The organism is Micromonospora sp. NPDC048905 (genome assembly GCF_040649655.1).
Lineage (GTDB): Bacteria > Actinomycetota > Actinomycetes > Mycobacteriales > Micromonosporaceae > Micromonospora.
The window spans coordinates 123291-148967 of record NZ_JBEZFV010000011.1; the positions used below are offsets into that span (position 1 = coordinate 123291).

General features: G+C 72.5%; 27 protein-coding genes. 5 read left to right on the forward strand and 22 right to left on the reverse strand.

All coding sequences use genetic code 11. From position 1 onward, the window contains the following. Window positions 1-154: 154 nt before the first annotated feature. Window positions 155-976, reverse strand: coding sequence for a hypothetical protein (locus AB0C01_RS25920; RefSeq protein ID WP_357572359.1), 822 nt, complete (start codon window positions 974-976; stop codon window positions 155-157). Window positions 977-1372: 396 nt separating this feature from the next. On the opposite strand from AB0C01_RS25920, the gene AB0C01_RS25925 reads away from it, so the two are divergent. Both AB0C01_RS25925 and AB0C01_RS25930 read left to right on the forward strand, forming a co-directional pair. Next, window positions 1373-1744 carry a ribonuclease domain-containing protein gene (locus AB0C01_RS25925; protein WP_357255697.1) on the forward strand — a complete coding sequence of 124 codons (372 nt, stop codon included), beginning with the start codon at window positions 1373-1375 and terminating at the stop codon, window positions 1742-1744. A 60-nt stretch (window positions 1745-1804) separates the two neighbouring features. Beyond that, complete coding sequence (locus AB0C01_RS25930) at window positions 1805-2152, forward strand: barstar family protein (RefSeq protein ID WP_357255650.1); 348 nt, start codon at window positions 1805-1807, stop codon at window positions 2150-2152. Window positions 2153-2254: 102 nt separating this feature from the next. Here the strand turns inward: AB0C01_RS25930 and AB0C01_RS25935 are convergent, their stop codons facing one another. The 5 genes from AB0C01_RS25935 to uxaC all read right to left on the reverse strand — a co-directional run bounded on the left by AB0C01_RS25935 (window position 2255) and on the right by uxaC (window position 8955). Next, window positions 2255-3748 (reverse strand): FAD-binding oxidoreductase, encoded by a 1494-nt coding sequence (locus tag AB0C01_RS25935; protein ID WP_357572360.1) that lies wholly within the window; start codon window positions 3746-3748, stop codon window positions 2255-2257. A 149-nt stretch (window positions 3749-3897) separates the two neighbouring features. Further along, window positions 3898-4626, reverse strand: coding sequence for an HD domain-containing protein (locus AB0C01_RS25940; protein WP_357255654.1), 729 nt, complete (start codon window positions 4624-4626; stop codon window positions 3898-3900). Between the two features lie 113 nt (window positions 4627-4739). Further along, complete coding sequence (locus tag AB0C01_RS25945) at window positions 4740-6230, reverse strand: mannitol dehydrogenase family protein (RefSeq protein ID WP_357572361.1); 1491 nt, start codon at window positions 6228-6230, stop codon at window positions 4740-4742. Continuing rightward, window positions 6221-7525, reverse strand: a complete 1305-nt coding sequence (locus AB0C01_RS25950) for an enolase C-terminal domain-like protein (protein WP_357255657.1) — start codon at window positions 7523-7525, stop codon at window positions 6221-6223. The genes AB0C01_RS25945 and AB0C01_RS25950 overlap by 10 nt, the downstream gene beginning before the upstream one ends. Continuing rightward, window positions 7522-8955 carry a glucuronate isomerase gene (gene uxaC, locus AB0C01_RS25955; RefSeq protein WP_357572362.1) on the reverse strand — a complete coding sequence of 478 codons (1434 nt, stop codon included), beginning with the start codon at window positions 8953-8955 and terminating at the stop codon, window positions 7522-7524. The genes AB0C01_RS25950 and uxaC overlap by 4 nt, the downstream gene beginning before the upstream one ends. Window positions 8956-9290: 335 nt before the next feature. On the opposite strand from uxaC, the gene AB0C01_RS25960 reads away from it, so the two are divergent. Together AB0C01_RS25960 and AB0C01_RS25965 are read left to right on the forward strand one after the other, a co-directional pair. Then, window positions 9291-10424, forward strand: coding sequence for a LacI family DNA-binding transcriptional regulator (locus tag AB0C01_RS25960; protein ID WP_357572363.1), 1134 nt, complete (start codon window positions 9291-9293; stop codon window positions 10422-10424). A 111-nt stretch (window positions 10425-10535) separates the two neighbouring features. Further along, window positions 10536-10910, forward strand: a complete 375-nt coding sequence (locus AB0C01_RS25965) for a cupin domain-containing protein (RefSeq protein WP_357255664.1) — start codon at window positions 10536-10538, stop codon at window positions 10908-10910. Window positions 10911-10976: 66 nt separating this feature from the next. Here AB0C01_RS25965 and AB0C01_RS25970 read toward each other — a convergent pair whose 3' ends face one another. The 10 genes from AB0C01_RS25970 to AB0C01_RS26015 all read right to left on the reverse strand — a co-directional run bounded on the left by AB0C01_RS25970 (window position 10977) and on the right by AB0C01_RS26015 (window position 19776). Beyond that, window positions 10977-11744, reverse strand: coding sequence for a hypothetical protein (locus tag AB0C01_RS25970; RefSeq protein WP_357572364.1), 768 nt, complete (start codon window positions 11742-11744; stop codon window positions 10977-10979). A gap of 97 nt (window positions 11745-11841) precedes the next feature. Then, a complete protein-coding gene (locus tag AB0C01_RS25975; RefSeq protein WP_357255667.1) occupies window positions 11842-12303 on the reverse strand; it encodes a hypothetical protein in 462 nt (153 codons plus the stop codon). Next, a complete protein-coding gene (locus AB0C01_RS25980; RefSeq protein ID WP_357572365.1) occupies window positions 12300-13229 on the reverse strand; it encodes a hypothetical protein in 930 nt (309 codons plus the stop codon). The genes AB0C01_RS25975 and AB0C01_RS25980 overlap by 4 nt, the downstream gene beginning before the upstream one ends. Beyond that, on the reverse strand, window positions 13226-13741 hold the full coding sequence (locus tag AB0C01_RS25985; RefSeq protein WP_357572366.1) for a phage tail protein: 516 nt from the start codon (window positions 13739-13741) through the stop codon (window positions 13226-13228). The genes AB0C01_RS25980 and AB0C01_RS25985 overlap by 4 nt, the downstream gene beginning before the upstream one ends. Continuing rightward, complete coding sequence (locus AB0C01_RS25990; protein ID WP_357572367.1) at window positions 13722-16373, reverse strand: putative baseplate assembly protein; 2652 nt, start codon at window positions 16371-16373, stop codon at window positions 13722-13724. The genes AB0C01_RS25985 and AB0C01_RS25990 overlap by 20 nt, the downstream gene beginning before the upstream one ends. Further along, a complete protein-coding gene (locus AB0C01_RS25995; protein ID WP_357255674.1) occupies window positions 16370-16804 on the reverse strand; it encodes a GPW/gp25 family protein in 435 nt (144 codons plus the stop codon). Before AB0C01_RS25995 ends, AB0C01_RS25990 begins: the two co-directional genes overlap by 4 nt. Then, window positions 16801-17139 (reverse strand): hypothetical protein, encoded by a 339-nt coding sequence (locus tag AB0C01_RS26000; protein WP_357255676.1) that lies wholly within the window; start codon window positions 17137-17139, stop codon window positions 16801-16803. The genes AB0C01_RS25995 and AB0C01_RS26000 overlap by 4 nt, the downstream gene beginning before the upstream one ends. Next, the gene (locus tag AB0C01_RS26005) at window positions 17139-18731 is read right to left on the reverse strand and encodes a contractile injection system protein, VgrG/Pvc8 family (RefSeq protein WP_357572368.1); all 1593 of its coding nucleotides are present in this window, start codon (window positions 18729-18731) and stop codon (window positions 17139-17141) included. Before AB0C01_RS26005 ends, AB0C01_RS26000 begins: the two co-directional genes overlap by 1 nt. Continuing rightward, entirely contained in the window at window positions 18728-19594 is an 867-nt protein-coding gene (locus AB0C01_RS26010) for a hypothetical protein (protein ID WP_357255680.1), read from the reverse strand. The genes AB0C01_RS26005 and AB0C01_RS26010 overlap by 4 nt, the downstream gene beginning before the upstream one ends. Further along, window positions 19594-19776, reverse strand: coding sequence for a hypothetical protein (locus AB0C01_RS26015; protein ID WP_357572369.1), 183 nt, complete (start codon window positions 19774-19776; stop codon window positions 19594-19596). The genes AB0C01_RS26010 and AB0C01_RS26015 overlap by 1 nt, the downstream gene beginning before the upstream one ends. A gap of 490 nt (window positions 19777-20266) precedes the next feature. On the opposite strand from AB0C01_RS26015, the gene AB0C01_RS26020 reads away from it, so the two are divergent. Further along, window positions 20267-20533 (forward strand): hypothetical protein, encoded by a 267-nt coding sequence (locus AB0C01_RS26020; protein ID WP_357572370.1) that lies wholly within the window; start codon window positions 20267-20269, stop codon window positions 20531-20533. Window positions 20534-21106: 573 nt separating this feature from the next. On the opposite strand, the gene AB0C01_RS26025 is transcribed toward AB0C01_RS26020, so the two are convergent. The 6 genes from AB0C01_RS26025 to AB0C01_RS26050 all read right to left on the reverse strand — a co-directional run bounded on the left by AB0C01_RS26025 (window position 21107) and on the right by AB0C01_RS26050 (window position 25507). Continuing rightward, on the reverse strand, window positions 21107-21589 hold the full coding sequence (locus AB0C01_RS26025) for a phage tail protein (RefSeq protein ID WP_357572371.1): 483 nt from the start codon (window positions 21587-21589) through the stop codon (window positions 21107-21109). 1 nt (window position 21590) lies between these two features. Beyond that, window positions 21591-22895 carry a phage tail sheath subtilisin-like domain-containing protein gene (locus AB0C01_RS26030; RefSeq protein WP_357255683.1) on the reverse strand — a complete coding sequence of 435 codons (1305 nt, stop codon included), beginning with the start codon at window positions 22893-22895 and terminating at the stop codon, window positions 21591-21593. A gap of 27 nt (window positions 22896-22922) precedes the next feature. After that, window positions 22923-23621 (reverse strand): carboxypeptidase-like regulatory domain-containing protein, encoded by a 699-nt coding sequence (locus AB0C01_RS26035; protein ID WP_357255685.1) that lies wholly within the window; start codon window positions 23619-23621, stop codon window positions 22923-22925. After that, window positions 23618-24226 carry a glycine zipper family protein gene (locus tag AB0C01_RS26040; RefSeq protein ID WP_357255687.1) on the reverse strand — a complete coding sequence of 203 codons (609 nt, stop codon included), beginning with the start codon at window positions 24224-24226 and terminating at the stop codon, window positions 23618-23620. Before AB0C01_RS26040 ends, AB0C01_RS26035 begins: the two co-directional genes overlap by 4 nt. Window positions 24227-24237: 11 nt before the next feature. Beyond that, window positions 24238-24573: a hypothetical protein gene (locus AB0C01_RS26045; protein WP_357255689.1), complete on the reverse strand. Its 336-nt coding sequence runs from the start codon at window positions 24571-24573 to the stop codon at window positions 24238-24240. A 145-nt stretch (window positions 24574-24718) separates the two neighbouring features. Continuing rightward, window positions 24719-25507 carry a DUF3153 domain-containing protein gene (locus tag AB0C01_RS26050; protein ID WP_357572372.1) on the reverse strand — a complete coding sequence of 263 codons (789 nt, stop codon included), beginning with the start codon at window positions 25505-25507 and terminating at the stop codon, window positions 24719-24721. Window positions 25508-25677: the final 170 nt, after the last annotated feature.

A 25677-nucleotide genomic window follows, 5' to 3' on the forward strand; every position in this document is an offset into this window, starting at 1 on the left:
ATGGCGCGCCGAGATTCAACGCCAAGAATCGGCGGAAGTCCCTCGACCTCGCCCGTCTGCACCTTGCCAATCACCTGTGGGTAGCGGACCCGCGCCCGGGAGATCGGGGGTATTTCTTCACTCGTGCTCTTTTTCCGGGGGCGGAGGGCCCCTGCTAGGGCTCGGTGGGGCGGCTCTGTTGCGGCGGGATCGGGGGCGCGCTCACCGAGTCTGTCGGGTGCTCGGAGTGGCGGCGGAGGAGTTCGGTGATCCAGCGGGCGGCATCCCTCTGCGCGGTGAGCATGTGGTCGCGGGCGTCGGCGATGTCCTGGTCTTCGGCGTGGTCGCTCAGGAGCGTCGCCCACTGGCGGCTCACCTCCTCGGCGTACCGGGCTTTGCGGAGCTGCTCGTCGAACTGGTACTCCAGCTCCACCAGCCGGTCGACGTGCGGCTGGAGCGCCGGCATGATGCGCTCGTCGAGCCGGACGGCGGCGTCGGGGCGGCAGGTGATGACGATGTCACCCCGCTGGTAGTGCCACTGGGGATCCTCGGCGAGCGCCTCTTGCAACGCCAACTCCAGGTCCCCGGCCCGGTGCGGCGGGAGGTCCCGGGCGGCGTCGGAGGCGAGCCGGGTCAGCCGCTGGATGGCGTTGGGCTGGAAGTACTGCACGTACCAGCTCAGCACCTCGGCCCGCATGCTCGCCGGTGACGACCAGGCGAAGGTGGCGCGGATGTAGAACGAGTACACGTACCCGCGGGCCGGGACCGCGATCAGCCGGGGCACGTCGCGTTGTTCGACGAGCGGGCCGGACGGCGCGGGTGCGGCGCCAGATCCGACGGGCGCCTCGTCCTGGAGCGCCGCGACCAGTCGATCCCAGCTTCGTGCCCACCACCGCCAACCGCGGACACTCGCGTCGCGGGCGATGGTCAGCCCTCGAACGCCCCGGTGCCGCCACTGGTCCGCCGGCCTTGGCCTCCCGTCCGGGGCGTCCGTCATGGCACCCCTCCACGGTCACGGTTCCGCGTTTCACGCTAACAACCGGTGACGGATTTGCCCGTCGCCACGCCGTCGCATACCGGTGCGAACCGGACCGTCCCGCTGGCACGCCACGCGTCACTGCCGGGCTTTCGACCTCGGTGGCCGGCACCGTCGGGAAGCGCCGTGGGTGCCGCGGGGAGAGGATCATCCGGCGTTCACCGAGCATTGTGGAGCAGTTGAGGTGCCCAGGGGTGTTACCGCCGGACGGTAGCGGCGAGACTGGACCCGATCCGACAATCATGTGGATCGATGGACTGGATGGTCTGGAGGCAGCCTGTGTCCACCCCCGTGTCCCCGCTGGCCACGCTCGGCGCGATCCGCCGGCGTACCACCACACTCACCCTGCTCCTCGCCATGGTCGCCGCCGCGCTGGTCGGTCCGTCCGTGGTCACCCCCCGGTTGACCGACTCCGCCTCGGCGGCGGTCTACAGCTCCTGCACCATCAGCCGCTGCGCGGACGCCCGCACCGCCCGCTCCGGCTGGTCCGCCAAGGGTTTTCCGACCAGCCGTGGCTGGTATTCCTGGAGCGGTGGCACCTCCAACTTCGCCGGCGGCCGGTTCTACAACTACGAGGGTCAACTGCCCACCAACGCCACCTACCACGAGTACGACGTCTACCCCCGCACTCAGGGCGCCGCGCGGGACGCGTACCGGATCGTGGTGAACCGCAGCACCGGGGTCACCTGGTTCTCGCCGAACCACTACAGCGACTTCTACCGGCTCTGACCGCCCCCGGTGCCGGCCGGTCCGACCCGGCCGGCACCGGTGAGACGAGGGAGGTACGTGATGGTCGCTCCGGACGACGACCGGTGGTTGACCGTGTGCCGGGACGGGTGCCCGGAGGTGCGCGGCGCGTCGGTGCTGGCCGGCGCGACGACCCGGACCAGGCCCGCGCTCTTCGCCGCGTTGGCCGACGCGCTGACCCTGCCCGCTCACCTGGGTGGCACCTGGGACGCCCTCGCCGACGTGCTTCGGGACCGGCTGGACGCCGGTCCGCTCACCCTGCTGATCGACGACGCCGGTGAGTTGCTCGCCGACGAGCCGGCTGGTCAGTACGTCCTGCTGCTCGCCGTGTTGGGCGACCTGGCCACCACCGCCCCGCACCCGCTGCGCGTCGTCCTGCGTCATGCCTAGTCCCCTTGACCGGTGGGAACTCGCATCCCGACGTGGGGCTGGGCGCGGTTGGAAGCGGCCGGCGGCGCGGGTGGGGGTCACCCTCGCCGCCGGCCGTCCAGGTCAGTGGGTCGCGGGCGGGATGCTCTGCTCGTACTGGAAGACGTTGTGCGGGTCGTACTTTGCCTTGATCTTGCGCAGCCGCGGGAAGTTGCGACCCCAGTAGGCCTCCTCCCACTCCGCCATGCCGATGTTCGGCACGTTGACGTAGGCGCCGTCCACGTAGGGCCGCATCGCCAGGCTGAACTCGGCGATCCAGGCCTGGGCGATCGGGGTGACGGCGTCGTCGCTGTCCGGCTCGCCGCGAGTGCCCCAGCCCGCGCCGGGCTCGGAGTAGAAGAGCGCGTCGCGGTGCGGGAACGCCGCGCCGCCGAAGGGCTCCTGTCGTTGGGCTCCCCGGCCGAAGGCCTGGGCGAAGAAGTTGCTGTCCGGCGACGGGGCCTTCTCCATGAACCGGCGGACGATGCTGATCGCCTCCGCCGGGAAGAACTCCCTGGTGAACTGCGAGTAGAACTTCCACTTCGCCGGATCTTCGTCGGTCGGGATCTGGAACCCGGCGTACGTCTCGGCCCAGCCGCCGATTCGCACGACGACCTCGGGGTTGCCGATCGAGAGGAGCGGCTCGAGCAGTCTTCTCGCCTCGGTCTCCGACCCCTCGGCGAGCACCGCGAACAGCAGGATCTCGTCCGGGTGGACCTCGACCTGGGTGCCGAGACGAGGGTCGGCGAACGGTCCGGTGTGCTGCCAGGTGTCGAAGACGTCGTGCAGGTTGTCGAGGCCCGGCCAGGTCACCTGCAGGTAGGCGACGCTCTCCAGCGGAGCCACCTGGTAGGTCAGGGACGTGACGATTCCGAAGTTGCCGTTTCCGGCGCCGCGCAGCGCCCAGAGCAGGTCCGCGTGGTTCCACGGGTCCACGTGGAGCACCTTCGCGCCGTCGGCCCCCGCCGCGACGACGATCTCCACGCCGATCAGGTTGTCGCAGGCCATGCCGATGTAGCGGGTGAGGAAACCGAGACCGCCCCCGAGGGTCGCACCGGACAGGCCGACGGTCCCCTCGCCTCCGGTCGTCGCCGCGAGGTCGTACTCCCCGAGTGCGGCGACCGCCTCGGACTGGGTGAGCCCCGCGCCGAGCTTCGCCGTGCGGCTGGCGGTGTTGATGTCGACGTCCTTCAGCTCACTGACGTCGATCACGATGCCGTTGTCGACGTTCGACCAGCCTTCCAGGCTGTGCCGGCCGCTGCGCACCCGCAGCGCGACGTCGTGCTGCCGGGCCCAGGTGAGGGCGTTGACGACGTCCTGGGTCTCCTGGGCGAAGACGATCACCAGCGGGTAGCGCACGAACAACTCGTCCCAGCCGAGGCTCGCCTCCGCGTAGTTGGGGCTCTGGGGACGGACGATCCGGCCGGTCAACGTGGCGGGCGGGAACTTCTCCCCGCCAGAGGACGGGCCGTCCGCCGCCGCCAACGCCGAACTGCCGGCAATCACTCCGGGGATGGCGACCGCTCCGGCGCCGACGGCCGTCGCCTTGAGCAGGTCGCGACGAGAAAGGTCGCGCATGGTCCGAGTCCTCTCGATCGGGGTTACGCCAGAACTTCGATCGAGAGGACTTTTGCCTCTCAACTGACGCAAAACCACCGTAATGCCGCAGGCGGCGGTAAAGATCCGAGAAGTTGTCACAGAACCCGGTCGGGTGAGGAAGCGGCAGCTCAGTTGGGGCGCGCGGGCTGGTCCAGGATGGCGCTGAACCGCTCCTCGGCGAGGTCGAGCTGGCCGAAGATGTGCCTCTTCACCACCGCCGACAACGGTGTGTCCGGCCGGCCGATCAGGTCCCGGAAGAGCGGCACCAGCGGCCGGTACTTCCGGGCCGACGACACGACCTTCGGCCCGACCGTGTGGATCACCCCGACGCCGTTGTCGGTGAAGTCCGACACCTTGATCACCCGGGCCCAGGGCTCGCGGTCCAGGCTGACCGCCAGGTGCTCCCGGTACTGCGTGTTGCGGTCCCGCTCGGGGTCGTACACCGGGTTGGTGACGGCGGCGACGAGCGTCGCGACGCGCGTCCCGAACCGCGCGGCGAGCGCGGCCAGCGCGGCCGCGGTCGGGTCGGCGCCCGCGTCGCCGCCGGCCAGCTCGACCGGATGGTCCTCGACCGCGTCGTGCAGCAGACCGGCGACGATCACGTCCACGTCGCGCACCTGGTAGTGGTGCATCAACCGGATCGCCACCCGCAGCAGGTGGTTGAGGTACGGCTCCCGGACGCGCCGGTCGTCGCGGTGCAACTCGGCGGCGAGGTCGAGCGCGGCGGTCAACCGCTCGCGGGCGGCGTCGTCGAACTGCTGGACCTCCAACCGGAAGCGCTCCAGCAGGCCCGGTTCGCCGTGGATCTCGGTGATCGCGTGCATCGGCATGCTGCCCAGGTGCGGCGGGAAGTCCATGCGTCACTTATAGCCGATCTTCCCCACGTCGATGAGCCCGTACGTCGCCGACCCGACCCGACATCTCGCGACAACGCCACGGCCGGTTGGCGCGCGCTCGCCGACCGGCCACCTCACCGGGCGCCGGCCAGGGTCGCCTCGACACCGTGGCGTCCCAGCGCGGTCAGCCAGGCGATCACCTCGGCGCGGACCTCGTCGTCGTCGGCCACCTCCGCTGGCAAGATCTCGCGGAGCGCGAAGACGGCGTCCACCGCGCCGGCCGGGGTGTGCGCGCCGGCGTCCAGGGCGGCCCGGATCGGCCCGGCCAGCGGGTCCTGCAACGGCAACGGTCGGCCGTCGTCGGCGTACCCCAGCGCGAAGCGCAACCAGGACGCCACGACCAGCGCGCTCCAGCGCGCGGACCGGCCGGCCGCGCGCAGGTCGGCGATGGTGTGCAGGACCCGTTGCGGCAGCTTCTGCGAGCCGTCCACCGCGACCTGGAGGGTGCGGTGGTGGATCGCCGGGTTACCGAACCGGGCGAGGACCTGCTCGCCGTAGTCGACCACCCGGACGCCGTCCGGTGGGGTGAGGCTGGCCGCGACGTCCTCGGCGATCAGCCGGCGCAGCACGTCGGCCAGGTGCGGGATCTCCAGCGCGTCGGCGATGGTTTCCCGCCCGGCCAGCGCACCCAGGTACGCGATGGCCGAGTGCACACCGTTGAGGGTGCGCAGCTTCAGCCGCTCCCACGAGCCGGCGTCGTCGGTGAGGACCGCGCCGGCCTGCTCCCAGCCCGGCCGACCGCCGGGGAAGTCGTCCTCGATCACCCACTGCGCGTACGGCTCGGCGGCGACCGCGGCCAGGTCGGTCACGCCGAGCGCCCGGCGGGCCGCCTCGATCGTCTCCGGCGTGCTGGCCGGCACGATCCGGTCCACCATGGTGCCCGGGCAGGTGACGTTGCCGGCCACCCACTCGACCAGCCCGGCGGGCACCTGAGCGGCTCGGCCGACCGTCTGGTCGAGCATGCCGCGCAGGCGTCGGCCGTTGGCCGGCAGGTTGTCGCAGCTGACCAGGGCCACCGGTCCGGCGTCCGCGGCGGCCCGCGCGGCCAGCCCGCGCAGCAGCAACCCCGGCACGGTGGTCGGCGGTCGGCCGCCGGCCAGGTCGGCGGCGAGCGCCGCGTCCGGGGACAGCTGGCCGGTCACCGGGTCGAGCTGGTACGCCTTCTCGGTGACGGTCAGCGTCACCACCCGCACCGCCGGGTCGGCGAGCAGCGCGACCACCGCCTGCGGGTCGCGGGGAGCGTGGAGTACGCCGCTGAGAGCGCCCACCACCCGGGTGCCGCTGCCCGCGGCGGAGAGGGTGCTGACACTGAACAGGTTGTCCTGCGCGGCGAGCGCCTCGACCACGGCGGTGCTGCGCGGAGCGACGGCCACGATGCCCCAGTCACCGCCGGCCGCGCCGACCGCCGCCTCGGTGAAGACGGCCTGGTGCGCCCGGTGGAACGCGCCCAAACCCAGGTGGACGACGCCGGTCGGGACCGTGCCCGGCCGAATCAGCGGGCGGGCCTCGGCGGGCAGTCGGCGCAGCACGCCCAGGCCGAGTCGGGCGCCGACGGTCATCGCCATTCCGGGCCGTCCGGGAAGCGGAACTCGGCGATCGACGCCGGCTTCATGGTGGCGCTGTAACCGGGCCGCTCGGGCAGCAGATAGCGGCCACCGCGGGTGCGGACCGGGTCGACGAAGTGCTCGTGCAGGTGGTCGACGTACTCGATCATCCGCCCCTCCAGGCCGGTGCCCACCCGCAGGTAGTCGAAGATCGCCAGGTGTTGGACGTACTCGCAGAGGCCGACCCCACCGGCGTGCGGGCAGACCGGCACCCCGAACTTCGCCGCCAGCAGCAACTCGGCGAGGACCTCGTCGACGCCGCCGACCCGGCAGGCGTCGACCTGCATCACGCCGATCGCCTCCGCCTGGAGCAACTGCTTGAAGATCACCCGGTTGGCAGCCACCTCGCCGGTGGCGACCCGGCACCGGCCACCGGTCAGCTCGGTGACCGCGCGGGCGATCCGGGCGTGGCCGAGGATGTCGTCGGCGTGGGTCGGCTCCTCGATCCAGTACGGATCCACCTCCGCGAGGGTGGCCATCGCGGTGATCGCCTCGTCCACGTCCCAGACCTGGTTGGCGTCCATCATCAGCAGCGCGTCCGGGCCGATCTCCTCCCGGATGATCCGGGCCCGCCGCAGGTCGTCGGCGAGCGGGCCGCCGACCTTCATCTTCATCGCCCGCCAGCCGTCGGCGTACGCCTGCCGGGTCAGCGCCCGCACCTTGTCGTCCGCGTAGCCGAGCCAGCCGACCGAGGTGGTGTACGACGCGAAGCCGTCGCGTTCGAGGGTGGCCAACCGGTCGGCCAGCCCGTCGCGTCCTTCGTCCAGGATGGCGGCCGCCTCGTCCGGGGTGAGCGCGTCGGTGATGTGCTTGAAGTCGACGCTGGCCACGAGGTCGTCGGTGGGCAGCTCGGCGAGGAACCGCCACATCGGCTTGCCGGCGAGGGTGGCCCGCAGGTCCCACACCGCGTTGACAAGCGCGCCGGTCGCCATGTGGATGACGCCCTTCTCGGGACCGAGCCACCGCAGTTGCACGTCGGCGCTGAGCGAGCGCCAGAACGCGACCGGCTCGGCCGTGATCTCCTCGATGGTGCGGCCCTGGACGTGGTGGGCAAGGGCGCGGACCGCCGCGCAGGTGATCTCGTTGCCCCGGCCGTTGGTGAAGGTGAACCCCGCGCCGGTCGGGCCGGCGTCGGTGCCCAACTCCACGTACGTCGCGGAGTAGTCGCCCCGGTTGACCGCGTCGGAGCCGTCGCCCCGCGCGGCGGTCGGGAACCGCACGTCGTGCACCTCGACGGAGGTGATGGTGATGCTCACCGCTCCACCTTTCCGAAGTTGAAGACCCGCTTGGGCAGCCGGTACGCCAGGTCCACGATGGTCTCGGCGGCCTCGTCCATCGGCAGCCGGTGCTCGGCGACCAGCCGGGCCAGGAAGCCGGCGTCGACCCTGCGGGCGACGTCGTGACGGACCGGGATGGAGCAGAACGCCCGGGTGTCGTCGACGAATCCGGTGGTGTTGTAGAAGCCGGCGGTCTCGGTGACCGTCTCCCGGAACCGGCGCAGCACCTCGGGGGAGTCCAGGAACCACCAGGGCGCGCCGAGCAGCACCGCGGCGTACCCGCCCGCGAGGGGCGCCAACTCGCGGGTGAAGGTGTCCTCGTCGAGGGTGTAGAGCACCAGCCGCAGCCGCGGGTCGTTGCCGTAGCGCTCGAGCAGCGGGGCGAGCGCGTGCACGTACTCGGTGGCCTGCGGGATGTCGCCGCCCACGTCGCGGCCGTGCCGGGCGTGCAGCCACCTGTTGTGGTTGCGTACCGCGCCGGGGTGCAGCTGCATGACCAGGCCGTCGTCGAGCGACATCCGGGCGAACTCCATCAGCATGTGCGCCCGGAACGCCTCCGCGTCGGCGGCGTTCGCCTCGCCGCGCCGGCCCCGGTCGTAGAGCCGCTCCGCCTCGGCCGGCGTCAGGTCCAGGGTGCGCGCGGTGGGATGGCCGTGGTCGGTGGAGGTCGCCCCGGCGGCGATGAACGCGGCCCGTCGGGTCCGCAGGGCGGCCAGGTAGCCGGCGTAGGTGCCGGTGTCCTCGCCGGCCCGCTCGCCGAGCCGGTCCACGTTCGTCGCCCAGCCGTCGTACTCCATGTCCACCACGTCGTCCGGGCGGAAGGTGGTGACCACCCGGCCGCCCGGCCCGCCCCAGCCGTCGGCGGCGAGTGTGGCGTGCTGGCTCAGGTCGTCAAGTGGCGACTCGGTGGTGGCGAGGACCTCGATGCCGAACCGCTCGAACAGCGCCCGGGGCCGGAAGTCCGGCTCGGCGAGTCGGGCCGCGATCTCGTCGTAGATCGCGTCGGCGGTGGCCGGGCCGAACGCGGTGTGCACCCCGAACACGGTGCGGAAGGTCTGCTCCAACCAGAGCCGCGACGGGGTGCCCCGGAACAGGTGCCAGTGTGCGGCGAAGCGCCGCCAGATCACCCGCCCGTCGGTCTCCACCGGGCTGCCGTCGCGGGTGGGCACACCCAGGTCGGACGGGGGGACGCCCTGGCTGAGCAGCATCCTCGTCAGGTAGTGGTCGGGCACGATGAGCAACCGCGCCGGGTCCGGGAAGGGCCGATCCTCGGCGAGCAGGGCCGGGTCGACGTGCCCGTGCGGCGAGATGATGGGCTGCTCCGCCGCGAGGGCGTACAGCTCCCGGGCCAGCGCGCGTTGGCCCGGTTCGGGCGGCAGGAGCATGTCGGTGTGGTCGAACGTCGGCACGGGGAGGGGCTCCTCGTCTCCTGGTCAGCGGGAGTGAGCGGGTCGGTGACCTGGACCGGTTGGCGGTGGTCGAACGCGACGGGTCACCCGGCTGCCGGCGCTCGGTGGCATGCGGCCGCCTCCCGGTGATCCTGCAAAGGTTTGCAATGAAGTAATCACGATCAATGCGACTGCGTCAACCGACGGCGATCACCGATTTCGTACGGCCGCGGATCACGGATCGGCGTGTCCGTGCTGGACAACCCCCGTGACTATCGACAATTGACAATGCTGCAACCGTTTGCATTAATGGCCACACCCACGGCACCGCCGCCACCTCGGACGAAGGGTCAGCCGTGCCCGTCACCATCCGGGACGTCGCCCGGGCGTCCGGTGTGCACATCTCCACCGTGTCCCGCACCTTCTCCGCCCCGCACCTGGTCAACCCGGACACCCGGGTCCGTGTGCTGACCTGCGCGGAGGACCTGGGTTACCGGCCGAACCGCGCCGCCCGAGCCCTGATCACCGGGCGGACGCACAACCTCGGGCTGATCATCGCGGACATCGCGAACCCGTACTTCCCGCCGCTGATCAAGGCGGCGGAGTCTCAGGCCCGACACCGCGACTACCACGTCTTCGTGGCCGACACCAACGAGGACCCGACCGCCGAGGAGGAGTTGGTCCACGCGCTGGCCAAGCAGGTGGACGGGGTGCTGCTGTGCAGCCCGCGGATGAGCAACAGCCTGATCGAGCAGCTCAGCCGCGAGGTGCCGATGGTGGTGGTGAACCGTCAGGTGACCGGCCTGCCCTGCGTACTGATGGACGTCGGGCAGGGCGCCCGCTCGGCGATCGAGCACCTGGTCGGCCTGGGGCACCGCGGCATCGCGCTGCTCGGTGGCCCGCGCAACTCGTGGACCAACCGGGAGATGCGCCGCGCCGCCGGTACGGCCGCCCGCGCCGGCGGCGCGGAGCTGACCGTGCTCGGCCCGAACGCGCCCACCGAGGTCGGCGGCGCCGCCGTCGCCGAGCAGGTGCGACGCAGCGGAGTGTCGGCCGTGCTCGCCTACAACGACCTGATGGCGATCGGCCTCATCGAAGGGCTGGACGCGCTCGGGGTGCGGGTGCCGCAGGAGGTGAGCGTAGTCGGGGTCGACGACATCACCCTGAGCCGGCTCACCCGCCCCAAACTGACGACGGTGGCCACACCCACCGGGGCCGCCGGCCGGACGGCCGTCGACATGCTGTTGCAACAGGACGTCGAGTCACCACGCGGCGCGCGGGGACCCGGTGCCGGCCCGGCGCTCGGCGTCCGTCGTACCACCGCGCGGGTCATGCTCCCGACCGACCTGGTCATCCGCGACTCGACCGGTCCGGGGCCGTACGCCCGATCCGCACGTTCCCTGGCCGTATCGCACGGCCCGGACCCGCACTGCCCCGCAGGTCCGCGCATCCCGACCGGCGCGACGGATCACCCCAGCTCACCGCACTGAAGCTCCCTCGTTCGGCATCCTTGCCCCCGACCGGTCGGCGGCCCCTTATCCTCGAGCCGACATGCCAACCGGAGCGGGTGCCGTCGGTGCGACGGCGTACAGGGGGCCGTGATGAGCGGAGAGGATCGACCGGAGGGCATCAGTCCGACGGCGGTGCAGGGGGCGCCCGGACTGTGGCGCGTCGATCTGCAGAAACACGATCTCAGCATCCCCGGACGGGAGGTCGTCCAGAGTCGGGTGGAGTTCACGCCGGACTCGCCGCCGTTCAAGCACTTCCATCCCGGCGAGGAGATCATCTGCGTTCTTCAGGGGTCTCTGGAGTACACGCTCGAAGGCCAGCCGCCGGTGGTGTGCAACGCCGGTGATGCGCTGACCGTGCCGTACGGCGTCCACCACCAGGCCCGCAACGTGGGCGACGGCATCGCTGTGGAGCTGGCCACCTACGTGGTGGAGAAGGGCAAGCCCCTCCTGACCAAGGTGGAGTGACCGGCCGCCGCGCCACCTCGTCGATCATGGAGTTGGCGGCACGACACGCCGGGGTGGGCGTTGGGATCACCGGGGTGGGCGTCGGGCCGGCAGGGCGGCCGTCACCCGGATGGCCTTCACGATCGCCGGGATCGACCCGATCAGCAGCACCAGCCCCCAGATGATCGCGATCACCGCGAAGACCAGTGCCGCCACGTCGTCGACGATGCTGACCAGGATCACCGGCACCAGGTGGTGCAGGAACTCCAGGACGACAGTGCACAGCAGGGTGGTGAGGATCAGCAGGACGAGGCCCTTGTTCTGCAGGAAGCGCGGCTGGGCCAGCACCAACAGCCCGGCCCACACCAGCTTGAGCAGCAGCACCAGCCCCAGCAGCAGCGCCGCCTCGCCGACCGGGAAGAACCCCCACAGCGCCAGGTACGCGATCGTCCCGAACGGGACCGCCAGAAACAGCGACACCATGATGGACAGCTCCACGAACGCGATGACCAGCGCGACCAGTCCGACGATGATCAGGATGATCGAGAAGATCAGGCTGGCGACGCCCTGCACCCGGCCCTGGACGCGTTCGGGCAGCAGCATGCCCAGGCAGAACAGCCCGGTGCTCCAGACCGCCACCGCGTCGATCAACGCCAGATAGCCGGTGCCCCGGCCGGATGGCTCACTGACCCCGGACACGTCGTCGAGATCCACCTCCAGCGCGCCGGCGCTGTCGGCGAGGGCCGCGCCGGCGTCGGCGCCGCCCAGCAGCAGCCCGGCGCCCAGCTCCACACCGATCGCCAGGACGATGGCGAGCATCGCCAGCAGCAGGAACGGCTTGCGCAGGTCACCCACGGCGGCACCTTCCTCTCAGCTCAACACGTGGCCGCGACGATCAGGATCAACAGTGGCCGCGACGATCAGGGTCAGGACCTGACCGTGACGATCAGGGTCAGGACGTGGCCACGACGACCGTGCAACCACCGAGGCCGGGGCAGATCAGGCCCACCTCGGTGGCCTCGTCGACCGCGACCTTCGCCACCGCGCCGGTGCCGTCGGGCGCCGGCTCGACCTCGTCGCGGATGGTGAGGTCGGCGTCGCCGGGCGCCGGCGCGACGACCGTGAACCGTGCCGCGCTGCGCAGCACCAGGGTGCGCAGCCCACCCGGATCGGCGACCCGCACCACGCACCTGCCGGAGAACGTCAACCGGCCCGTCTGGTCGGCGCAGTCGGCGTCGACCGTGGCCGGATCCACCGCCGCGCGCTCCCCGCCCAGCACGCCCAGCCGGTCGACCAACCCGTGCCGGGCACCCGGATCACCCCGGTCGTCGCCGCCCACGCCGACCGCGACCACGAACAGCGCCACGAGCAGCACGGCGAGCAGCCCCAGCAGCGCCTTCTGCCGGCCACTCATCGCGCGGCGGCCGGCGCGACGACCTCGCTGAACCGGATCAGGTCGACACCCGCGAAGTAGCGGTTGGTGCCCTGCGTCTTGCCCACCACCAGCAGTGTGACCTGGTGTGCCCCCTTACTGAGCTGGACGGTGCCGACGTCCAGGAACTCCGTCTTCTGCGTCGTCGGCGTGAAGCCGAGGAACGTGCCACCGACCTGGTTGCCGTCGATGGTGAAGACGGTGTTGGCGTAGTCGAACGAGGTGGTGCGCACCGTCGCGAAGCGCCAGGTGCCGTCGGCCGGGATCTGCACCGTCACGGTGACCTGATCGCCGATCGCCAACCCGGTGAAGAAGAGCTGCTTGTCCCCGGACCAGGTCACCGCGCAGCAGTTGGGCTGCGCGCCCACGGCGGCCTTGGTCTTCTGCGGCGACGTGATGACCGCGGCGTCCACCAGGCTCTCCGCCTCGATGGTGACCACCCGCGGCTCGCCGGGATCCGGCGCGCCGTCGCGGGTCAGCAGGACCACCCCCACGGCCACCACCACCAGCACCAACGCCGCCGCGGCGGCGATCCACAACCACGGGGTACGCCGAGGTGGCGCGACCGCCCGTACCTCGTAGGTGACCCGACCGCTGGACCGGGAGCTCTCCTCCGGCGCGGTGTTCGCCGAGTACGCGAACCCGGTCATGTCGTAGCGTCGAGGTGGGGTGCCCGCGGGCACGGCGAGGGTGACCAGGAACGACACCGAGCCCTGCCCCTGCACCACCCGCTGTGGCTCGGCGACGGTGAACCACGCCCGCTGGGAGCCGTCACCGGGCGCCACGTCGAACACCACCGTGTCCGGTGCGGCGCCCGGGTTGGAGACGGTGAAGGTCAGCTCGCCGCTGTTGCGCGGGTCGAGGGTGAACTGCTCGGCGGCGGCGACGACCGCCCATTCGGTGGTCATGACGACTCCTCTTCCAGGACGATCTCGACGGTGGTCGAGGCGGGTTTCTCCGCCTCGACGATGCGGGTGATCACGGCGAGTTGGCCGGCGGCGGCGGCGGGAACCCGCACCACGACGTGGAAGGGCCGTTCGGTCGGCTCGTCGATCGCGAAGCCCGGCAGACCGGTGGCCAGCTCCAGGGCCCGCCGCATGCCGTACGGGGAGCCGCGCCACCGGGCCAGCAGGGCGGCGTTGGCCACCAGGTCGCGCAGTCGTCCCACCGGCAGCGGCAGGGGCGCGTCCGGCCGGGGTGAGGCGACCACGTGGTCCATCGCCACCCAGCGGGTCAACCGCACGACCAGCCCGTCCGGCGCCCGGTACGGGTCGAACAGGGCGTCCACCTCGGCGAGGATCGCCTCGTCCGGGGCGTGCAGCCCCTCCATCACGTCCAGCAGCGCCCAGAGCACACTGCCGGGCACACAGGCCCGCTGGTAGGCGGCGGGCAGCAGCCGTTCAATCGCCGAACGTCGCATCCTGGCGCACCACCTCGATGTCGTGCTCGCCGGAGCAGAGCAGCCAGGTATCCGGGACGGTCACCACGTCGGCGGTGGCCTGGTTGGCGCTGGGCGTCCAGTCCACCGCGTTGGCGCTGCGGTGCACGCCGCGTTCGCCGCCGGCCAGGAGCAGCCGCTCCGCCGTGCCGGTGCCGCCGGTCGCACCGCCCGCGCCGCCGACTGTCGGACCGCCCACCGCGATGGCGTCCACCGGCACGAACCGGGTCCGGTCGCGCAGCGGCAACCCGCAGTTGACCGACACCGACTGCCACTGCGGCTGCGCGCCCAGGGTGTCCAGCCGCAGCACCCCGCCGCTCTGCGTCGCCGCCACCGCGAGCTGGCCGGCGAACGCCAGGTCGCGGCACGTGCCGCCGACCCAGCCGGACTGCACCGGCTGCCACTTCACGTCGGACTCGAACAACCGGGTGCGGTGGCAACCCTGTCCCGGCTTCTTCGGGTCCGGCTCGCCCGCGCCGCTCCACAGCAGGGTCGCCGGGCCGTCGTACTGCACGGCGAGCACCCGGTTGTCCACGTTGGCCAGGCCCACGTGCGTGAAGCTGCCCGGTCGGCCGCCGGCGGTCGACAGGTACACCCCGAAGCTGGCCTGCGCGGCCACCGCCACCCCCGGCGCGCCCCGCTCCGAGACGAACGCGCGCACCGCGTAGAACCCCCGGTCGGCGTCGGACGGGTCGACCAGGATCTGCAACGGCACCGCCCCGGGCAGCAACGACACCTCGTACAGGCCGGTGTCGGTGGCCACCAGGAGCGCGCCCGCGCCGTCGCGGTCCAGCCAGGCCACGTCGGAGATCCGCGCGTCCAGGTCGGTGAGCAGCGACCAGGTCTCGCCCAGGTCGGTGCTCAGGTGCACCCGGGAGCCGCCGGACGACCGCAGCGTCACCACGGCCACCGAGCCGGGGCGCGCGACGATGCCCGGCCGCACCGGCGCGGGAGCGGGCGCCACCCGCAGCACCGTCTCGTCGTCGAACCGGCCGGCCGGCTCCCAGCCCGCGCCGCCGTTGCTGGAGCGGAACAGCACCGGGCCGCGCCCGGCGTACCAGGTGCGCGGCTGGTACTGGTCGACGGCGAGGGCGCGTACCCCCGCGTCGGGGGCCTCGTCGACCACGAACCGGACCGACTCGACGTAGCGCACACCGGGCTCGGCGTGCTCCAGCAGTCGGTACACGTTCGACGCGCGCAGCGGCTCCCCGAACGGCCACCCGGTCGGGTTCAGCGCGGTCGGCAGCGGGCTCAGCGTCTGGTGCAGCCGGTCGTGGATCCGGCGGCGTACCGCGTCCACGTCCTCCTCCCGGCGGACCACCACCCGGGCCCGGACCGACACCGCCTTGAACCGGGCCCAGGTGGCCCGGGACCGGATGCCGACCATCCGGCGTTCCTCCAGGTCCGCCTCCACCCGGCGACGCGCCTCGGGCACCTCGTGCTCGCGCAGCACGGTCACCGGCAACCGGCCACCGGGGCGGGCCGTCGGCGGCACGTACGGCACCAGCACCACCTCGACCTCACCGGGCCGGGCGAAGCTGTACACCGCCGCGCGGGTGAACGCCCGCGCCCGTGCCACCGCCCCGGAGCTGGTGGCGAGGACCTCGAAGTCGCGGGCGGTGACCGCCCGTTGCTGGGCGAAGAACTCGTACGGGCCGCGCAGCAGCACCGACTCCAACGCCTCCACCTCCCGGCCGCCGGCCGCCGGGGCGGGGTTGTCCACGCGTACCCCGGGCAGCGGGTCGCGCAGGCTGGTCAGCGTGCCCGCCGCCACGTTGCCGGTGGGGCCGCCGCCGGCGCGGTACCAGAGCCGAACCTGTCGGCCGGCCGGCGGCACCGCCGCCACCGTCACCGGCGCCGGGCCGGGTGGTGCGGGGTCGCCGGGCGCGGCCGGCGGTCGCAGGTCCAGGGCCGGGGCGAAGGTGACGGTGCCCGAGCAACGGTCCACCAGGTACGCCTTGGCCTGCGGGCCGAGCCCGGCGAAACTGTCCACCGGCCGCCAGATCTCAAACGTGCGACCGTCGTGCTCCCGGGCCGCCGCGCCCAACTCCACGGTGCCGGCCGGCACCTCCACGCCGAGCAGCAGGTCCAGTGTCTCGGCGGTGTGCGCCAACGGCGCGTGCGCGGCCCGCAGCACCTGCCCCGGCTGGCCGGTGCCCACGCCGAGCAACTCCGCCTCGACGAGTTCGCAGTGGTGCATCCGTACCGTCACCGACGTCTCGTCGGCGGGCAGCAGCGTCGGCTCGGTGGTGACGAAGACGACCGGCCGGGGATCCGCGCCGCGCGCCGCCGCGACCCGCAGACCCGCCGGGATCCGGATGGCCGCCCGGTCGCTGCCGCTGCGGGTGAACCGGACGTCCGCCCAGGCCGCGGTGGGTGCGTGCCGGGTGACCCCGAGCAGGTTCAGAAACGAGACGTACGCCTTGTCCGGCAACTGGTTCAACCGGTAGATCATCACCTCGGTCAGGTGGGCGAACGCCTCCACCAGGGCCATCCCGGGGTCGTGCGCCGACAGGTCGGTCCACGCCGGGCAGGACTGCCGGATCCGTTCCCGGGCCTCGGTGACGAGGTCGAGGAAACCGCGATCGTCCAGGTGCGGCACGGGCAACGTCATGACGGTCCTCCCTGCGCGGGTTCGTCGGCGGGAAGCAGGTCCACGGACAGGACCAGCTGCCCGGGCGTCAGGCTGGCGCGCACCCGGTAGTCCAGCCGGATCACCAGCCGCCACGCGTCGTCCGGATCCGGCCCGGCGTCCACGTCGATCACCTCGACCCGTGGCTCCCACCGGGCGATGGCCTGCCGGACGTAGTGGATGGCCAGGCCGGCCGTGGTGTCGTCGTTGGGCGCGAAGACGAGTCGGTGCAGCCGGGACCCGTACCCGGGTCGCATCAGCCGCTCGCCCGGCGTGGTCGACAGGAGCAGGAACAGCGCCTGCCGTACGCTCTCGTCGCCCTCGGTCATCGCCAGGCCGCCGGCCGCGGTGAGTGCCAGGCCGCCGCCGCGCCCGGCGTCGAAGCCGGCCCCGACGAAGCGGAAGGCCCTCACCGGTCCGCCCCGAGGAACCCCTGACCCGGGTCACGCACCGTGTGGTGGACCAGCCCCGGTGGGGTGCCGTCGGTGAACCCCTCCAGGTGCGACAGCACCACCCGGTGCCCGTCGACCCGCAGCCAGTCGCTGTAGCCGACCCGCACGCTGAGGGTCTTGCCGCACGGCTTGATCGTCGGGCCGTAGTTGGGACAGGCCGTGATGTCGCGCCCCTGCGGGTCGTCGTCGACAAGCACGGGTACGCCGGTGACGGTCACCCACTGCTGCGAGGGTCGGTTCTCGACCCGGCCGTCGTGATCGCAGGTGATCACGGAGTCACGGTGGATCCAGCGCATCAGCCGCCTCCTTCGTGGTGGGCGCGGGCAAGCGTTCGGGCCTGCCGCGCCGCGGTGGTCGGGTCCTCGGTCGACTCGGCGCGCAGGAAGTCCACGCTGCGGGCGCGGACCACCATGGCCCGGCCGGGCGCGGAGATCACCAGGTCGGATGCCGCGTGCAGCGTGGCCAGGTCGGGGGTCAGTTCCAGATAGCTGCCGTCCTCGGTGCCCAGCCGCAGGCTGCGCCGCACGTCGTCGACGACGATCGACTGCCCGCCGGCGGTGCGCAGCGTCCAGCGCCGCGACTTGCCGTCGTCGATGCCCGCGTCGTACGGCTCGACGGCGCCGAACAGCGAACCGAGCACGATCCCCGAGGCCGGCTCGCCACCGGGCAGCACCACCAGCACGCTGTCGTCCGGATCCGGCAGCGCCACCAGGCCCTTGCCCCGCCCCGCGCCGGGGCAGAGCACGGCGAGCCAGCCGGCGTCCAGGTCCCCGTACGCCGGCAGGGTCAGCCGGACCCGGCCCAACCCGTCGGGGTCGGCGACGTCGGTGACCGTGCCCAGGGTGACGACCGCACCGCCGGCCGGGGTCGGTGGGGCGACCGGCGGCACGGTGGAGAACCGGGTCAGGTGTCCGTTGCCGTCCACGGTGTGCACCACCTCGGTCAGCACGTACGCCCCGGCGACCGGCTCGGGCACACCGCTCAGGTCGATCCGTCGGCCCGGTCGCAGCGCCGGATCACCCTCGGCCACCCCCTCGGCGGTGACCAGCGTGGCCGCGCGGGTGTCCAGTCGCGCCTGGGCCAGCGCCGCCAACTCGTCGTCGCTGCGCCCCGGCTGGTCGACGGCGGTGCGAACCCCGTCGGCACCCACGTCGGCCGGGTCCGGTCGGTCGTACGCCGGCCGGCCACACCGTGCCTCGTCGGCCTGCTGGCTGATCACCTCGGCCCGCTGCGGGTGCCAGCCCAACGCGGCACTGGCACCGCTGGCCTGGTCGGCGTTCGTGGACAGGCGCAGGGTGTGCACGTCCGCGCCGAGGGTCAGCGCGACCGGCTCCCCGTAGCCCGCGAGGGTGACCAACCGGACCCCGTCACCGTCGGCGGCCAGGTGCAGCCCGGCCCGGCCGGCCACCTCGCACAGCAACTCCAGATCACTGTGCCGGTGCTGCGACAGCCGGTCCAACCGGGGCCCGTCGACCTCGGCGGTCACCTCGAGCCCCACCGCGCCGCACAGTTCCCGGGCCAGGTCGACGGCGGTCACCGAGGTGAACACCCGCAACCCCTGCCGCTTGCGCAGCCGGTGCAGCCGGTCGTACGCCCGCAGCCGCAGCACCGCCGTACCGTCGGCGGCGTACTCGACCTCCACGGCGGTGACCTCCCCGCTGAACAGGGCGTCGGCGTGGTCGGCGAGTCGGATGTCGAGCGCCGTGCCGGGGCGTACCGCCGGGTCGAACGCGCCGACGCCGACGGAGGTGGCGAGCACGAGCTCCGCCTGCGTGGGCTGGTCCAGCCGTGCCGCCACCCGCAGCGAGCGGATCCGCTGACGAACCGCGCCGGTCAGCTCGGCGCCGTCGAGCAGGACGAGCAAGGCCCGGGGCGCGACGCTTGTCACGGCGTACCCCCGGGGTTGCCGCGCCCGTCGGAGGCGACAGCTGCGGTGCTGCCGGGGCCGGTGCTCAGCGCGCCGGCCACCGCCTGCGCCATCCCGGCCAGCACACCGGCGACCGTCGATCCGCTTCCCGGGACGCCGCCGGCGCGGACGCCGGCCGCGGGGGGCACGGCGAGCGTGGTGCCGGCCGGTACGGCGAGGGGGTCGGTGATCCGGTTGTGCTCGGCCAGCAGGCGCCAGCGCAGCGGCGAGCCGAGCGCGTCGTTGGCCAGCAGGTCGAAGCGCACACCGGAACGGCCCGGCTCGGCCGCGCCGTCGCCGGCGGCGATCACCGCGCTGCCCGGCGCGGCGGTCGGGGTGCTGGCCGCGGCCAACTCCTCGGCGAATCCCGCCTCGGCCTGGTCGGCCGTCTCGGCGGCGCGGACCAGCTTCAGCCGCAGCCAGGAACGCCGGGGCGAGCCGGTGCCGGTGAACGCGTCGAACCGCTCCGCCACCGCGATGATCACACCGGGCACGTTCCAGGTCTTTCCCCACACCAGCCGGACCAGCGGCGGACGCAGCCAGCCATGCTCGGCGGCCGAGTTCTCCGCGAGCATCCACAGGGGACGGGTGAGCACCCGTACGTCGGCCGGACGGGTCGGCGCCTGGACGAAGTCGACGTCGAAGAGCAGGTCGAGCACCAGTTCGGTCCGGCCGCCGCCGGTGAAGACCAGCGGGTCGTCGGCCAGCCCGGACCCGGTGAGCTGCCCGTCGCCGGCACCCCGCTGGCGTACGCCGGCGAGCCGGGTCACCTGCACCGTCTCCGGATTCAGCAGGCAGTCCACGCGCTCGCCAGAGGAGTCGATGAGGAAGGCGACGCGTTCCATCAGCCACCCGCCTGTTCCCGGTCCAGCCGGGTCAGCTGAGCGTTGTCCAGCGCCGTACCGGCGACCGTCCACAGCGCGGTGTCGTCGGGCAGCGCCGGCCACCTGTCGAACGCCGTCGCGTCGGCAGTGCTCTCCGGCCCTTGCGCACCCGGATCGCGGCGCGCCGAGCCGATCCAGGCCACACCGACGGCCGGACCGTAGGGGGCTACGGAGCCCTGACCATCCCGATCACCAACCTGCTGCCCCGACCGTGCCCGCTCGTCGGGCAGGGCCGGCCAGAGACCGCCGCCAGCCGTCGTCCCACCGCTGGCTGCCGCCCCACCGTGGGCTACCGCCCCACCGTCAGCCGTCCCGCCGACGGCTGATCGCCCGTCCCGAGCTGCCGCCTGGTCCGGCCTCGCCCCGCCGACATCGGCGGAGTCGGTTGTAGACCTTGGAAGGAAAGTGCCCCTGGAGGGGCCGAAATCTTCCAAGATCTCGGCAGGGTAGGTGCGGAGGCGAGGATTGGCCGGGGTGGTTGGCTCTCCGAGTCGGGGCCGCTCCTTCGTGTCGGTGGCCGGAATGTCATCCGGCGCCGGTCCTGGCGCCGCGCCCCGTCGGGCTGTGCGCAGGCGCCAAGCGTCCAGCAGCCGGCCTGGCGAACGTCGGCCCGCACCCGGTGTGAGGGGCGCGTTGGCGATCACTGCGACGGCGGAGGCATCGTTGCCGCCCCGGGGCCTGGTGCCACCCATCCGTGGGCCGCCGGACCTGTCGTCTGCCCTCGACGCGCCCGTCGACCCGGTCGCGCCCGTCGACCGCGACCCGTCCGGCCTTGCCACCCCGCTCACCGCCTCCGGCCCGTTGACGCCGTACGCCACGTCCACCGTGCCGTCGTGCCCGACCGTGCCGTCGTCACCCACCGTGCCCGGTGTGGCAAACGCCGGGCGGTCACGCCGGTAGGAGTGCGCGTCCGGGTCCGGGCCGCTCACGCTGGCTCCGCGGCCGTGCCCACCACCCGTGCCGGGCGCATGACGGCCCACCATGCCAGGGGCACGACGACCCGCCGGATCATCAGGCAACCAGGCATCCTCCCCGGCGGCCCGAGGTGGTCGCGTCACCGCGGTCCACCGGTCCGGTCCGCCGCTATCGACTCGATCGCCGAAGCCGAAGCCGAAGCCGAAGCCGGAGCCGGAGCCGGAGCCGGAGCCGAAGCCGTCGGCCGGGTCATCGCGCCCCTCCGTCGGTGCGGCGGCGGGCCGGTCGAGGTCCAGGTCGTGCAGCAGGCCGGGCGCGTGGGCGGCGACCACGTCCAGCCAGTGCTGCGGTGGCTCCCCGAAGCGGCGCGGTGGAGCCCCGGACGTCTCCGGCGACGGCTGTGGCGCCCGGTGCTCGGCGGGCGTCGGGTCCTCGGCGGGTGGCCGATGCCCGGCGGGCGCACGATCCCCGGCGGGCGCACGGTCCTCGGCGGGCTCGACGCGCCCGGCGAGGCGCTGCACCGCCCCGGCAGCCGAGCGCAGCCGGCCGGCCAGCCAGCTACGCGGGTGTCGGCGCGGTGGCACCGCCGGTCTCCAGCTCCAGACCCTCGTAGCGCAGGGTCAACGAGGCGATGGCGATCTCGTGGCTGAGGGTGTTGAGGTGCGCGCCACGCCACCGGGTGGGCCAGGCGTCGATCAGGTTCCACCGCAGCACCTCGGCGGTGCCTACCGAGTCGAGCAGCACCACCGAGACGTTGCGCCGGTTGAGGGTGCCCTGCGCGGTGGCGTTCACCCAGTCCCACAGCTCGCGGGAGGCGGTGAGGCCGAAGTGCAGCGTCACCGGCTCGTACTCGGCCTGGCCGGGCACCATCCGCATCCGGCCCAGGCCGTGCTCCCGGTACGGCTGCCCGGGGATGTTCACCTCCAGCCCGGTCATCTCGGTGAAGTGGCCGTTGGTGACGCCGTTGATGAGCAGTCGGAAGTTGTACGCCCGGTACGGGTCGACCGGTGCGCCGGGCTGCTGGGTGGCTGTGGTGGGCATGTCAGCCTCCGATCGTCTCGGTCTCGGTGCCGCCGGCCCACTGGCTCAGCTTGAACACCACGAACTCGGCGGGCTTGACGACCGCGATGCCGATGTGGGCGATCACCATGCCCGCGTCGCGGACGTCGACCGGGTTGGTCTCCTCGTCGCACTTGACGAAGAACGCCTCCTCCGGGCTGCGCCCGAGCAGTGCGCCGTCGCGCCACACCCGGGTGAGGAACGCCCCGATGTCGCGGCGGATCGAGCGCCAGAGGGTGAAGTCGTTGGGTTCGAAGACCATCCACCGGGTGCCGTTGGCGATGGCCTGTTCGATGGCGATGCTGAGTCGCCGGACGTTGAGGTAGCGCCACTCGCTGGCTTCGGCGGCGAGCGTACGGGCGCCCCAGACCCGGATGCCCTCACCGGCGAAGTAGCGGATCACGTTGACGCCCTTGGGGTTGAGCACGTCGTGCTCCGGCCGGGTGACCAGGTAGCCCAGGTCGACGGCACCCCGCACCGGCTCGTTGGCCGGTGCCTTGTGCACTCCACGCAGGGCGTCGGTGCGGGCCCAGATGCCGGCCAGGTGCCCGCTCGGCGGGGTCAGTTCCAGCTCGCCGCTGATCGGGTCGCGCACGCGCAGCCAGGGGTAGTAGAAGGCGCCGAACTCGGACTGCCGGGGCCGGTACGCCGCCCCCTCGTGCCCGCCCGAGCCACCCGGCTGGGCAGACCCGCCGCCGGAACCGGCCGACCCGCCGCCGGAACCGGCCGAGCCGCCGCCGCCGGGACCGGCCGGGCCGCCGCCCGTACCCTCGGCGGGTTTGGGGGGTTTGCCGGTGGACGGCGTCGCGACCCGGGTCAGCGCGGCGATGTCGTCGATGTCCGGTGCCGGGTCGCAGATGGCGACCATGGTGCGGGTCCGCTCGGCCATGCTGAGCAGCGCCTCGTGCGACACCACGTCGTGGAAACCGGGTGCGGCGATGATGGAGATCTCGTCGATGGCCTCCAGCAGTTGCAGGCCACCGCGTCGCTGCCCGGTGCCGGTGATCGCGCCGCCCTCGCCGACGTTCACCACCCAGCAGCGGGCGCCCCCGTTGTCCAGGAAGCCGAAGACCGCTCGGGCCAGCGGGGTGCTCTCCACCCGGTCTCCGTCGGCGAAGAGCCGCAGGAACTCCGTCCAGTTGTTGACCGGCACCGCCCGACCCAGGTGGGCGTCGTGGTTCGGGGCGAGTCCGACGAAGGCGGCGATGCTGGTGCTCGCCGGGCCGATCGGTCGGGCGCCGCTGGGGACCTCCTCGACATAGATGCCGGGGGAGAAGTAGCTGGGCATCGATCCTCCTGTGCGGGTGGGCGGGCGTCAGTGGGTCGGTGGCGCGCAGACGATGACGAGGTCGGGTTCGCCGGGGTCGACGTCGGCGGTGAGGACGAGCCCACGCCCGGTCAGCCGCAGCCGGGCCGGGCTCGGGTGTTCGGGGTCGTGCGGGACGCCGACGAGGTGGAACCGCCCGTCGGTGTCGGTGCGGGTGGCGGACCCGGTGGCCGACAGCTCGACCCGCATCGCGGCGAGGGGTTGGTCCTCGGGGCCGACCACCCGGCCGGTGAGAGTGTGTACCTCCAGGTGCCGCAGCCGCAGCGGTTGCAGCACCGGGGGCGCGGCCGGGGTCGGGTGGTCGACCTGGGCGGGTACGTCGATCAGCAGCGCCGGGCGCGGCGCGGCGCCGAACGCCGCCCACAGTGGCGGATCGCCGGCCTCCAGGACGACCGGGTAGCTGCCCTCGCGGGTCGCGACGGTGAGCACCCGGTCCAGCCGGGGCAACCCGGCCGGCCCGGTCACGCAGAGCAGGTAGCGGACCGTGAACCGGTACGGTTCGCGGACCACGCCGCTGGAGCGGGTCTGCCGGGCCGGGCGCAGCTCCAGCGGCCAGAGGGTGAGCCCGGCGGCGTCGCCGCCGGTGCGGGGCGGGCCGACCGGGACGGGTTCCCCCGCGGCACTGGTCAGCCAGGCGGCCAACTCGGCGGTGGCCGTCTCGATCGGTCCGCGCCCGTCGGTGGTCATCGCGGCGGCGTCCCCTGGATCCGGTACGCGATGGCCTCGTTCCACACGTGCGGGTAGACGCCGATCTCGAAGTACCTGGTGAACCGGTTGATCGGGGCGTTGGTGTGGTCGTGGTAGAGCAACCACACCGGGGCGATGGTGAACAGCACGTAGTTTGCCAGCACCAGCGGGATGTAGAGCGGGCCGAGCAGGCGACCCTGGAAGATGTGCACGTCCTCGTGCCGTTGGATGCCCGAGCTGGAGCCGGCGCAGACGGTGCCGATGGTGGTGGCGTAGCGGGGCGAGACCCCCTCCACCACGCTGACCCGGCCGCTGCCCGACGAGGTGGGTCGGTCCAGTGAGTGCCCGAAGACCAGGTGCACGGTCAGGTAGATGGCGCCGACGACCGTGTTGAGCAGACTCCAGGTGTGGTCGACGACGAAGAGGAAGATGCCGCGGGCGTCCGCCGCGTACACCCCGGCGGAGGCCACCGCCCAGCCGAACACCGCGCCGACCAGCAGGCCCACGACGGCGCCGACCAGAAGTCCGATCGAGCCGCCGGCGAGGAAGCCGAACAGGGCGCCGAGGATGACCTGGATCGCCGCGCTGAGAATTCCGAAGACCATGACGGTACCCCTCAGACCCAGGAGCGGAAGATCTTGGGCTCGCGACCGCTCGCGAGTTGGGTCGGCGTCGCCTGCCGGTTGCCGGGCGGGAACTGGCTGACGCCGAGCGCGGCGGAGAAGATGACGAGCGCGTTGAAGAACGCGATGATCCACTTCTCGCCACCGACCTCATCCGCGAACGCCGCGGTGAGGTAGGACAGCAGGAGCGCGATGGCGATGGCGATCCACTTGCGGAGCTTGTCGCCACTGGGGCCGATCAGCCCGCCGATGACGTTGGTGGCCAGGAGGGTGGCGGCGCTCGCGCCGGCGATGGTGCCCAGGGCTGCCCAGGTGAAGAGATCGTTCATGACGATCCCCCTTTTCTGCGATGGTGCGACCGGGATGTGGTGGTGGTGAGGTCCGGTGCTGCCGAGTGGGAGCACCGGGGCCGGTCGCCGTCGTCTCGGGGCGGCCGGGGCCGGGCGTGGCCGGCAGAGCCGGCCACCGGGTGGATCAACCGGGCCCCGGCGCGCCGGCGGGCGGGCCCGGCGGTGTCGGTCCGGGCGAGGTCGGTCCGGGGGCGTCCGGCGCCGTCGGCCGCCGGCGTCGCAGCAGGAGTACGCCCACCGCGGCGAGCAGCAGCAGCAGGAGTACGCCGCCGACGATCAGCGGCCACCCGATCTCGCCGTCGTCACCGGCGGCAACCGGTGAGGTGGACGGTCGAGGTGGCGCCTCGGCGACCGCGCGCAGCTCGATCGGCTTGTCCTGGTTGGGTTCGACCTTCCAGCTGACCGAGCGGCCGTTGACGGTGCCGTTGCTGTCGATCACCCGGCCGGGAAATGCCACCGAGATCTCGAACGACATCAGCTTGAGGAACGCCTGCTGTTGCTGCGGATTCTGCTGCGCTACCTTTCCGCCGTATTTCGACGGATCGAGCGGCAACGTGAAACGGTACAAGTCGCCGTCCCGAACCAGTTTTACGCTCTCCGTGTCGAAACCTGCCAGCGGCGCCTTGCGATAACTGATCTGGGCGCCGAAGAGTTTGTCGTCCTCGTACCGGGTCTCTTCGCCCGCCGGCAGGGCGGGAATGTTCTGCCGCAGCTCCGCGAAGGCTGCCGGGATGTTCTTGTTTCGCGAGGTCAGCAGAGACTTCTCGGCGGTCAGCAGCAACTGCCCGTCGACCGTGTCGTCGGCGTTCACGGTGAGCCCCATGTTGAGTTGCATGCAGCCACTCAACGCCGCCACCAGAAGGAGACACACCGCGACGCGGAGTGCCTTACCGCGGTTGACTCTCCTGTTCATGGGCTCAGTGTGTGTGATCCATTTCACCATCGGCAGTCAGCGATCAGTCACAAGGCAGTCGCCGATTGTACCGACGCACTGTCATATGTGACCGAGGCAAATCGGGGCGGAATTGACTACCCTGGAGCTTTGGGCCGAGAACAGTTTTCCGGTGGTGATCCCCCGCCTGG